Raw genomic sequence first — 10,151 nt, 5'->3', positions numbered from 1 at the left:
ACCCCGGCACGGCGGCGCCAACCGAGTGGGTCGATCATACGGCACGCAACCGCGTGCCGATCAGCGAGCTGTGGCGCGAGCTCAGCGGCACTGCGTCGGGCTATTTGACGGTACCGCTGGCACGCCGCTGAGCGCGCCAAATCAGAAATGGCTCCGACCACACGCTTGGCTGGCGCGCAATCGGCAATAATCAGCGCTGAAGCGGCGGTAACCGGCGTCAGCGATGCTCGTCGAAGGCCGCCGGGAGTGGGTGTCCCTGATGGGCGACACGCGTGTGCAAGATTGAAGTCAATCCTTGATCGAGATGGAGGCGAAATGAACAAAATATATGCAATATGGGTGCGCGGGTTGATTGTTTCCGGTGCTCTGCTTGTTGCCGGCTGCGCCGGTTACAGCGGCAGCAATCTCAAGCCGGGCGTGTCGACGCTGCCGGAGGTCGTTGCCTCGATGGGCGCGCCGGCGATGATCTGGAAAAATCCGGATGGAAGTGAACAACTGGCCTACCCGCGTGGTCCGGTGGGTACGCAGACTTTCATGGCCTTTGTCGGGCCGGATGGGAAACTACAGCGTATCGAAAAGGTGCTGAACACGGAAAATTTTGCGCGTGTCCAGGTGGCAATGAGCAAGGACGAGGTGTTGCGCATCCTTGGCCCGTCGGGGCCGATGTGGACCCAGTATTACTCGCGGAGCAATACGCTCGCCTGGTCATGGTTGTTCTGCAACGATTGGAATGTGCAGGAGTTCTTCGACGTCATGTTCGACGGCAGCACAGGCGTTGTGCGTTCGACGGGGCAGCATCCGGACCTGCGAGGGTGGAGTGGTGTTGCGCCCTTTTGCGGGCATTGACGAACGCTGGATGAATCGTGCTAGGGGCAAGCAGTCGCGCCGCGCCGCGCGCGCTAGGCGGTCAGCACCAGCTCTCCCTGGCGCGGTGGCGGCTGATCCTCGGCAGGCCGCCGCGCTGAAAGCGCACTGACCCGAACGCCGAGCAGGCGGAGCTTGCGGTCGAGCGGAACCCGACGCAGGCATTCGCCGGCAGCGCGGCGGATGGCCTGTGGGTCGCCGACGGCGGTGGGCAGGGTGAGGTCACGGGTGACGGTCTGAAAATCCGCGAAGCGCAGCTTGATGCCGATCGTTCGGCCCAGATAGTCCTTGCGGGCAAGGTCCTCTGCGACGTGAGTGCACAATTTCGTGAAAATTCCACTCAGGGTTGCGCGGTCGTCACGCGGGTGCAGATCGCGTTCGAAGGTCGTCTCGCGACTGATCGATTTCGGCTCGGACGAGGTGACCAGCGGTCGTTCGTCGATGCCGTGCGCCGCCGCCAGTAGCCAACTGCCGTAGCTGCGACCGAAGTGCTGGCGCAGCGACTCCGCTTCGGCACGTGCCAGTTCGCCGATGCTGTGGATGGCCAGGGTGGCCAGGCGGTCGCTCGCCTTCGGGCCGATGCCGTTGATCTTGCGCACCGCCAGCGGCCAGATGCGTAGCGGGATATCGTCCGCCACGAGCAGCGTCAGGCCGTCCGGCTTGTCGAGGTCGGAGCCGATCTTGGCCAGCAGCTTGTTGGCCGCGACGCCGATCGAGCACGACAGCCCGGTCGCCTCGTGCACCGCGTCCTTGAGGCGCTGGGCGAGCTGGCGGGTGTCGCCGGGCAGGGCGCTGAGATCGATGTACATCTCGTCGATGCCACGGTCCTCGATCTCTGGCGCGAGGCGCGCGACGGCGGCCTTGAAGAGGCGCGAGTAGTGGCGGTAGGCGGCGAAATCGACCGGCAGCAGAATCGCTTCCGGCGCCAGTCGGGCCGCTTTCATGATGCCCATTGCCGAGAAGGCACCCAGTGCGCGCGCTTCGTAGGTCGCGGTGGTGATCACGCCGCGGCCGACGTAATCGCGCAGCCGAGCGAAGCGGCGGCTGCCGTCGGCGAGCACGTCGGGTTGCTGCGCGCTGCTGCCGCCGATCACTACCGGCAGGCCACGCAATTCCGGGTAGCGCAGCAGTTCGACCGACGCGTAGAAGGCGTCCATATCGAGATGGGCGATGCGGCGTGGCGGCGTGTTCACCGATGCCCTGGCAAATGGAGTTTCAAACCGGCGGCTTCAATAGAGCAGGAATTCCTGCCGCGTCTTCTCCCAGGCGTCTTCGTCGGCCCGGCTCAAGGCGTCGAGGTCGGCCGGCGCCGCCTGCGGGTCATCGACCCACTCGCGTAGCAGCGGTGAACCGTTGATCAGGTCGATCGCCAGCCGCGTGCTTTCGTACTCGTAGGCGAAGTCGCGCCACAGGGGGTAGTCCGGCTGTAGTTGCCGCAGGGCCTTGAAAGCCAGGCTCTGCAGGCGCCAGGGGCGAAACCAGGGGTGCTGGTAGTGCTCGTCGTCGACGTGAATCTGGACGCCCTGGCACAGCTTGCCGGTGTGTTTGTGGAAGGTCGGCTCGAACCAGCACTGACGCAGCCGGCAGCCGAGCAGCCAGTCCGGGGCGAGGGTGTGCATGGTGGCGATCAGCTTGCCAGCATCGATGTCGGGGGCGCCGAACAGTTCCAGCGGGCGGGTCGTGCCGCGACCCTCCGAGAGGGTCGTGCCTTCGAGCAGGACGGTGCCGGCGTAGCAACGGGCCATTGAAACGTTCGCTGCGTTCGGGCTGGGGTTGATCCAGCTTCGTTCGTCAAGAGGCCAGCCGTAGCCAGGGGCTGACGCGGGCGTCCAGCCGTGCATGGTAATCACCGTGCAGTCGACATCGAGGTTAAAGGTGGCGATGAACCAGCAGGTCAGCTCGCCCATCGTCAGGCCATGGCGCATCGGTAGTGGCCCGGCGCCGACAAAGCTCTCCCAGCCAGAGCGCAGCAGCAAACCCTCGAGTGGGCGGCCAGCCGGGTTCGGTCGGTCGAGGACCCACACCGCCTTGCCGTACTTGGCGGCGGCCTCGAGCAGGTAGCGCAGAGTCGTGATGAAGGTGTAGATGCGGCAGCCGATGTCCTGCAAATCAATCAGCAGTACGTCGAAGGTGTCCATCATTTCCGGCGTTGGGCGGCGCACCTCGCCATACAGACTGAACACCGGGATGCGATGCGCCGGGTCGATGAAATCGGCTGACTCGACCATGTTGTCCTGCTTGTCGCCGCGCAAGCCATGTTGCGGGCCAAAGGCCGCGGTCAGGTGCAGGTCGGGCAGGGCCGCCAGCGCGTCGAGGGCGTGCGTCAGTCCGGCGCTGACTGAAGCAGGGTGGGCGACCAAAGCGAGGCGGCGAGCGTGCAGCGGCTTGCGCAGTTCCGGGTCGTTGAGCAGTCGGTCGAGGCCGAATTCGATGGCGGACATTCGGGTTTCCTTCAGCAGGGGTGTTGCGGCGGCGCCAGTTCGAGCGCGAAGCCGTGGCGATGGTGAAAGTCGGGCAGTGCCGCCGGGTGGCGCAGCGCCCAGTAGCTGTGGCTGCCGTCGATGGTGTCGGCGGCTTCGACCACTGCGGCAAGACCGATCTGCAGCGCTGTCCCGGCTGCTGTCGGTGGCAGCATGCCGGGCGTCAGGGTGGCTTCGAGTTCGAGCCGGCCGGCAAACAGCCTGGCGCTGATCCGCGGCGGCGCGAGCAGCGCCAGGGTTTCGTCGCGCTGCCGGTAGCTCGAGAATGCATAGGCCGCCCACTGGCCGGAAGGCGAAAAGTTGAACTCACGGTAGCCAGGGTCGCCAGCGACGCCGACAAAGGCCTCGAAACAGGTATGTTCCCACAGTCCGTCGGCGCAGCCGTCGGTGCGTGGCTCGGGGATCAGCAGGCGCGCCATGTCGCCGCGCAGGCACCAGGCAAGCTCAAGATGACCGTCGATGCTGCGGCAAGCGTGAACGTCGATCAACCGCACCACCGGTGCGGGGGTGGCGGGATGGCGAAGCAGGGTTAGCACGAAGTCAGTCGGAAACATCGGTCGGTGTTTGCAGCCGCAGGTCAGCAGGTCAGTGGAGGATTCTAGCCGTTTCAGCGCTGTTTCTTCCGCGCGTCGTCGCCTTATTGCTTGCCGAGGGCGCTCCCGGTGGGGAACGCCGGCCAGGCCTTTCCAGTCAGGCAAGAAGAGGCTTGATCCCCGGCACTCTACGGCTACAATCAACCGCAACCCTGGGCGTCGGCTGTTCGACTTGAACGCGGCCACCCTGCCGCGATTGGTCGGCACTGAGGCCGATATTTTGGCGGCGGCAGCGCCGCGCCACGCTTGGGGGCAACTCGATCCGGAGCCATCACCTGAAAGGAGTTAGTCGTGAGAACAGCCCTTGCCGCGATTCTGCTGGTTTGCGCTTCAACCCAGGTTCTCGGACAGGAACCAAACAGCTTGAAGCTGAGCGATCTCAACGCCCAGGGGGCAACCCAGTTATCGAAGGATGAACTGCAAGCCCTGCTCCCCGGGGCAAAGGTACAAAGTAGAACTGGCCAGGGTTCCACGCGCAATTGGGAGAACTCCGCGGATGGCAGCCTCGTCGCGTCCTCGGACAATCGTGGAGGCTCCTCCTCCACCGCGGGGGTCCATGCCTCTGCCCGTGGGACTTGGCAACTGGCCGACAACGGCACTTATTGCGTCCTCCTGGAATGGAAGAGAACAACGGAACAATGGTGCCGGTTCGTTTTCAAGTCCGGGGACAAGTACTTCGGCGTCAAGTCGACCTCCGATCAATCCAGCGTGGCGCATGAACTTGCGTTCTCGCATTGAGGCATTGATCGTCCCCGCAGCGACTATGGCCTCACCGTTGGCACGCGCAATGGCGCTCCGCGTCGGGTGACGATTCACCTGCGCGGGCCTGCGGGTTGCGCCGAGTCGCTGGCCTTAGCAGCCCGCCAGCCCGTGCTGCTCGCAGAGCAGCCGCTTGACGTAGGCGAGTGATATCCACAGCCAGAACATCAGGAAGAAGGCCAGGACGGGCAGGTGCCGGTCGACGATTATCCTGGGGGTCAGCCAGCGAAGCATCCGCACTACCGGCCTGGTGACGACGCGGAACAGCAGGTAGATCGGATTGGTTTCGCGCCTTGCTCCCGACAGCAGTCCGACCGCGCCCTGTCCGAGCAGGGAGAGCAGGGCGACTTCGACCAGCGCCCGCAGGATGGAGACGACAAACAGATCGGGGTAGCTCATGGTATCTTCGGGCTGTTTTTTCGGCCGCGAGGGCGTCGGTTTGCAGATCGATTTCGACTACTGGCGACATTATGCCCGGGCTCGGCTGTGGCGTTTCTTCGGTCGCGAGGAAAAAGCTTTCGTCGAGTATCGCAAGGCTTTTCGTCGCCAGCCGGACGACGTGCAGTCGGCGCGCCATCTGGCCTGTATCGCCGCCGACCGCAAGCGCTATGAGGTAGCCGACAAATGGTTTATCGAAAGTCTGCGCCTGGTGCCGGCTGATGCCGATACGCATTACAACCACGGCTTCGTTCTCGAGCAGGCGGGCCGTCCGCATGCAGCGATCGCTGCGTTCGCCGAGGCCGTGCGCCTCCAGCCGGCGCTCGATCACGCCTGGTACGGCATGGGTCTGGCGTATGCCCACCTGGGCGAGCATGCCGCGGCGGCCGACGCTTTTGCCCGCGCCGTCGAACTGCAACCGATGCACGGCGACGCCTACTATCTGTGGGGTATGGCTTGTCACCAGGCGGGGCAGTCCGAGCAGGTCGAGGAAATCGTCGAACGACTGCTCGGCTTCGACTCCAAACTCGCCGCCAGGCTGGTGCGCGACGCCGGGCGGCAAGACGATCTCGGGCCGCTGATCCCCGAGCTGCCTTTCTGATCGACTCGCCGACCCGCTTGCCGATCTCTCACCTGCGGCGTTCCATCGGTGGCGCGGTGCATTATCATCGCCGTCTGCCACGCCACTCACCGAAGGTCATCTGACCGCCGGCCAGACTCATCGAGCCCAGGAGACCCCTCATGCCCCTTGCCCATCACCCCATGGCCGCCTCGCTGCGTGTTTCCGATACCGGCAAGGTCGTTTCCGCACGCGCCGCGGTGCGCCTGATCAATGACGGCGATACCGTCGCCACCAGTGGTTTCGTCGGAATCGGCTTTGCCGAGAACATCGCCGTGGCGCTCGAGCAGCGTTTTCTCGAGGCGGCCGCGAGTGACCCCTCCGGCCTTGGCAGCCCACGCGACCTGACGCTGGTCTACGCCGCCGGGCAGGGTGACGGCAAAGAGCGCGGCCTTAATCATCTCGGTCACGATGGTTTGCTCAAGCGCGTCGTCGGCGGTCACTGGGGGCTGGTTCCCAAAGTACAGCAACTGGCGGTAGCCAATCGCATCGAGGCCTACAACCTGCCGCAGGGGGTGATCACGCACATGTTCCGGGATATTGCCGCGGGCAAGCCGGGGACGCTCACCCGGGTCGGCCTCGGCACCTTTGTCGACCCACGTTTTGGCGGCGGCAAGCTGAACGAGAAAACCACCGTCGATATCGTCCGTCTGATGGAGATCGACGGCGAGGAATACCTGTTCTACAAGTGCTTTCCGATCACGGTCGGCATCATCCGCGGCAGCACGGCCGATCCCGATGGCAACGTGACCATGGAACGCGAAGCGCTGACGCTGGAAGCCCAGGCCATCGCCATGGCTGCCAGAAATTCGGGTGGCATGGTCATCGTGCAGGTCGAGCGGATTGCCGAGCGTGGCACGCTAAGCTCGCGCCAGGTCAAGATCCCGGGCATTCTCGTGGACTGCGTGGTGGTCGCCGAAAAGCCCGAATACCACATGCAGACCTTCATCGAGCAGTACAGTCCGGCCTTCGCCGGCGAGATCAGGGTGCCGATGTCGGCAATCGAGACGATGCCGATGAGTGAGCGCAAGATCATCGCGCGCCGCGCGGCCCTCGAGCTACGGGCCAACGCGGTGGTCAACCTGGGCATTGGCATGCCGGAAGGGGTGGCCAACGTCGCTGCCGAGGAACAGGTGATCGACCTGCTGACGCTGACTGCCGAGCCAGGCGTGATCGGTGGCATTCCGGCGGGGGGGCTCAGCTTCGGTGCAGCAACCAACGCGCAGGCGATTATCGATCAGCCCAGCCAGTTCGATTTCTACGACGGCGGCGGCATTGACATCGCTTTCCTGGGTCTGGCCCAGGCCGACCGCGAGGGCAATCTGAACGTCTCCAAGTTTGGCCCCCGCCTGGCCGGCGCCGGTGGCTTCATCAACATTTCGCAGAATGCCAAGAAGGTGGTCTTCGTCGGCACGTTCACCGCCGGCAGTCTGGACGTGGCGATCGAAGGCGGCAAGCTGCGCATTGTCGAAGACGGCAAGGCGAAGAAGTTCGTCGATGCCGTCGAACACCGCACCTTCAGTGGCCCACAGGCCGTGAAGTGGGGCCAAACCGTGCTCTACATCACCGAGCGTTGTGTCTTCCGTCTCTGTGCCGAGGGGCTCGAACTGGTCGAGATCGCGCCAGGTATCGACCTGCAGAAGGATATCCTCGACAAAATGGATTTCGCTCCGATCATGCGCGGCGAACCGTCGGTGATGGACGCGCGTATCTTCAGCGACGAGCCGATGAACATCCGCCCGGCGCTGCTCGCCATGCCGATGCGTGACCGCCTCTCCTATGACGATGCCAAGAACCTTTTCTTCGTCGATTTTGCCGGTCTGAACGTGCGCGACACGGCTGATATCGAGCAGATTCGGTTAGCTGTCGAGGGCCGGCTGGCCCCGATCGGGCACAAGGTAAATGCGATCGTCAACTACGATCGCTTCTCGATCGTACCCGAACTGGTTGATGACTACATCGGCATGGTCAAGGACCTGATGGACCGTCATTACCATGACGTGACTCGCTACACTTCCAGTACCTTTCTTCGTCTGCGGTTGGCCGAGGCGCTGGAAAAGCAGCAGCTGCCAGCGCATCTGTTTGCCAGCGAGGCCGAGGCGCAGAGGCATTTCGGCTCGTCATGAAGCTTGCCGGATTGGCCAGCGAACCAGGCGCGTGGCCGCCGGGCGTCGGTGTTCTCTTGCTGACGCGAGGTGACCCGCAGCGTGTCTTCGCGGCGCTGGTTTGGGCATCGGATTTCTCGCTGGGATCTCCCTTCATCACGCCGCAAAACATATCCCGAACGCATTGATGGTGGCGCGCGCGCGCGTGGCGACACGGCGACGCAGTTGTGGTCGGGCGACTCGCCTTTTCATGCCGCAGTCTTGCCGTGCGGGGAGATCTGCGTCATGATTTGGCTCGATGCCGACGACGACTTGCGTCTCGATCGATCTCTGGAAAAGCCGATGACCCACCTGCGCGAATGTCCCTCACTACTGTCGAGCCGCCTGCTGCGGTCCGTCGTAGCGGCCTAGCGCACGTATGGGGTCCCTTCTACGCCTCGTCCGCGAACTTCTGCACGAAGCAGGGAGAGATCTGGCGCCGACGCTGATTGTCGTCGCCATCTTCCAGGGATTCTTCATCCAGCGCATGCCCGACAACCTCGGCGCGCTGATCGGCGGCTTTGGCGCTGTCCTCATCGGCCTGGCCTTGTTCGTCAAAGGGCTGGATGCCGCGATCTTTCCTGCCGGCGAGACGATGGCCTTCGATTTCGCCCGCCGGGGCTCGTTCCTGTGGCTGATGGCTTTTGCGTTCTGCATCAGCTTCGCTTCGGTCGCCGCCGAGCCGGCGCTGATGGCCGTGGCGTACAAGGCCGAGGCGGTTTCAGGTGGCAGCATGGGCGCCATGACCCTGCGCATGGTGGCTGCACTCGCCGTTGGCTTGTCGATAATGGTGGGCGTATGGCGGATCGTGCTCGGGCATCCGATCGCGCTCTACCTGATTCCCGGCTATCTGATCGTCGTATCTCTGACGGCAATATCGCCACCGGAACTGGTCGGTCTGGCGTTCGATTCGGGCGGTGTCGTCGCTTCCACGGTGACGGCCCCGCTGCTGACCGCCATGGGCGTGGGCCTCGCCGCAACGATTCGTGGCCGTAACCCGATGCTCGACGGCTTCGGGCTCATCGCCTTTGGCGCACTGGCTCCGATGATCGTTATCCAACTCTACGGCATCCTGTTTTTTGTCGCGGCCGATCCCGGCGTCGCGGTGGTCATGATGCCCACCGATGATCAGCACCACCTGGGTGCGATGGCGATGCTGGTCAACTTCCTGGGCATGGTCAAGAACCTGTTGCCGATCATTGCCGTCGTCCTGTTCTCGAGCTTCGTCATCTTGCGGCGGCCACTTGCCGACCCCAAGGGCCTGGCGGTCGGCATGCTTTTCGTGGCCGTGGGTCTTTACCTGTTCGACGAAGGATTGCAGATCGGTCTCTTCCCACTCGGCGACGAGATGACCCGTGGCCTGATGCAGGAAGGTTCGGCGATGTGGGTGCTCTACCTCTATGGCTTCCTGATCGGTTTCGCCACGACGATGGCGGAACCCGCGCTGATCGCGCTGTCGATCAAGGCCGACGAAGTGAGTCTGGGGCAACTCAAGGGCTTCTTTCTGCGGGCGCTGGTTTCGATCGGTGTCGGCGTTGGCCTGGTGATCGGCTGTGCGCGAATTGTCGACGGCACCCCGATTGCCTACTGGCTTATCCCGGGCTACCTGTTGGTGATCGCCATGACCAAGATCGCGCCACGCTTCATCGTTCCAATCGCCTTCGACTGTGGCGGTGTAACCACTTCGACGGTGACTGTCCCGCTGGTGACTGCACTCGGCGTTGGCCTCGCAGAACGCACACCTGGTCGGGATCCGATGATTGACGGTTTTGGCCTGATTGCTTTCGCCTCGTTAACACCAATGATCATCGTCATGTCCTATGGCATCATCGCCACCTTGTTGCTGAAGTCAAGGAAACCGGTCAAGGAGAAAGCTTCATGAAATTTTCTGCTGTTGTGCTGATCGTCCCGGACGAGGAGGAGAATCGTGCGGTTGAACTTCTCAAGCAGGCCGGTGCCACGGGTCTTACCATTCTCAAGGGCAAGGGCTTGCGGCACAACGAGCGCAAGACCTTCCTCGGCCTCGGCCTGGAGCGGAAGGAGACACTGCTGCTCTGCGTCACGGAGCAGCAACTGGCGATGCGCATTCTCAGGGCGGTCAAGCTGCACTTGAAACTCGACCTGCCGGGCGGCGGTCTGGCTTTTTCGGTAGCGCTCGGCAGCGTCGTCGGGATCGGCCTGGAGCAGATGAAGCTCTTTCGCCGTGAAGTGGAGGATGACATTTGAGCCGCCTCGAACCGTCGGCCGCGTGCCG

11 protein-coding genes are annotated in these 10,151 nt (G+C 63.6%); 7 read left to right on the top strand and 4 right to left on the bottom strand.

Annotation, left to right across the window (positions count from 1 at the left end):
- Window positions 1-315: 315 nt before the first annotated feature.
- Window positions 316-846: a hypothetical protein gene (locus RUW20_RS16185; RefSeq protein WP_313953253.1), complete on the top strand. Its 531-nt coding sequence runs from the start codon at window positions 316-318 to the stop codon at window positions 844-846.
- Window positions 847-899: 53 nt separating this feature from the next.
- Here RUW20_RS16185 and dinB read toward each other — a convergent pair whose 3' ends face one another.
- Genes dinB through RUW20_RS16170 form a run of 3 tightly spaced genes read right to left on the bottom strand, consistent with a single transcriptional unit; the run spans window position 900 to window position 3,898 of the window.
- Complete coding sequence (gene dinB / locus RUW20_RS16180; protein ID WP_313953252.1) at window positions 900-2,057, bottom strand: DNA polymerase IV; 1,158 nt, start codon at window positions 2,055-2,057, stop codon at window positions 900-902.
- A gap of 36 nt (window positions 2,058-2,093) precedes the next feature.
- Window positions 2,094-3,305, bottom strand: coding sequence for a DUF1343 domain-containing protein (locus RUW20_RS16175; protein WP_313953251.1), 1,212 nt, complete (start codon window positions 3,303-3,305; stop codon window positions 2,094-2,096).
- An 11-nt stretch (window positions 3,306-3,316) separates the two neighbouring features.
- On the bottom strand, window positions 3,317-3,898 hold the full coding sequence (locus tag RUW20_RS16170; protein ID WP_313953250.1) for a DOMON-like domain-containing protein: 582 nt from the start codon (window positions 3,896-3,898) through the stop codon (window positions 3,317-3,319).
- A gap of 330 nt (window positions 3,899-4,228) precedes the next feature.
- Here RUW20_RS16170 and RUW20_RS16165 point away from each other — a divergent pair, with 330 nt between their 5' ends.
- On the top strand, window positions 4,229-4,675 hold the full coding sequence (locus RUW20_RS16165) for a DUF995 domain-containing protein (protein ID WP_313953249.1): 447 nt from the start codon (window positions 4,229-4,231) through the stop codon (window positions 4,673-4,675).
- A gap of 114 nt (window positions 4,676-4,789) precedes the next feature.
- Here the strand turns inward: RUW20_RS16165 and RUW20_RS16160 are convergent, their stop codons facing one another.
- Entirely contained in the window at window positions 4,790-5,095 is a 306-nt protein-coding gene (locus RUW20_RS16160) for a hypothetical protein (protein ID WP_313953248.1), read from the bottom strand.
- Between RUW20_RS16160 and RUW20_RS16155 the strand changes: the two genes are divergently transcribed.
- The 5 genes from RUW20_RS16155 (at window position 5,094) to RUW20_RS16135 (ending at window position 10,123) form a co-directional block, all read left to right on the top strand.
- Window positions 5,094-5,735, top strand: a complete 642-nt coding sequence (locus RUW20_RS16155) for a tetratricopeptide repeat protein (RefSeq protein WP_313953247.1) — start codon at window positions 5,094-5,096, stop codon at window positions 5,733-5,735. The genes RUW20_RS16160 and RUW20_RS16155 overlap by 2 nt on opposite strands.
- A gap of 140 nt (window positions 5,736-5,875) precedes the next feature.
- The gene (locus tag RUW20_RS16150) at window positions 5,876-7,879 is read left to right on the top strand and encodes an acyl CoA:acetate/3-ketoacid CoA transferase (RefSeq protein ID WP_313953246.1); all 2,004 of its coding nucleotides are present in this window, start codon (window positions 5,876-5,878) and stop codon (window positions 7,877-7,879) included.
- Between the two features lie 264 nt (window positions 7,880-8,143).
- Window positions 8,144-8,269: a hypothetical protein gene (locus RUW20_RS16145; RefSeq protein WP_313953245.1), complete on the top strand. Its 126-nt coding sequence runs from the start codon at window positions 8,144-8,146 to the stop codon at window positions 8,267-8,269.
- A 7-nt stretch (window positions 8,270-8,276) separates the two neighbouring features.
- Window positions 8,277-9,779, top strand: coding sequence for a DUF1538 domain-containing protein (locus tag RUW20_RS16140; RefSeq protein ID WP_313953244.1), 1,503 nt, complete (start codon window positions 8,277-8,279; stop codon window positions 9,777-9,779).
- Window positions 9,776-10,123, top strand: coding sequence for a P-II family nitrogen regulator (locus RUW20_RS16135; RefSeq protein WP_313953243.1), 348 nt, complete (start codon window positions 9,776-9,778; stop codon window positions 10,121-10,123). The genes RUW20_RS16140 and RUW20_RS16135 overlap by 4 nt, the downstream gene beginning before the upstream one ends.
- Window positions 10,124-10,151 lie beyond the last annotated feature (28 nt).

Source organism: Accumulibacter sp., from assembly GCF_032229525.1.
Classification (GTDB): domain Bacteria; phylum Pseudomonadota; class Gammaproteobacteria; order Burkholderiales; family Rhodocyclaceae; genus Accumulibacter.
Note: the sequence above shows the minus strand (reverse complement) of the source record. Positions and strands in the feature narration are given on the sequence as shown.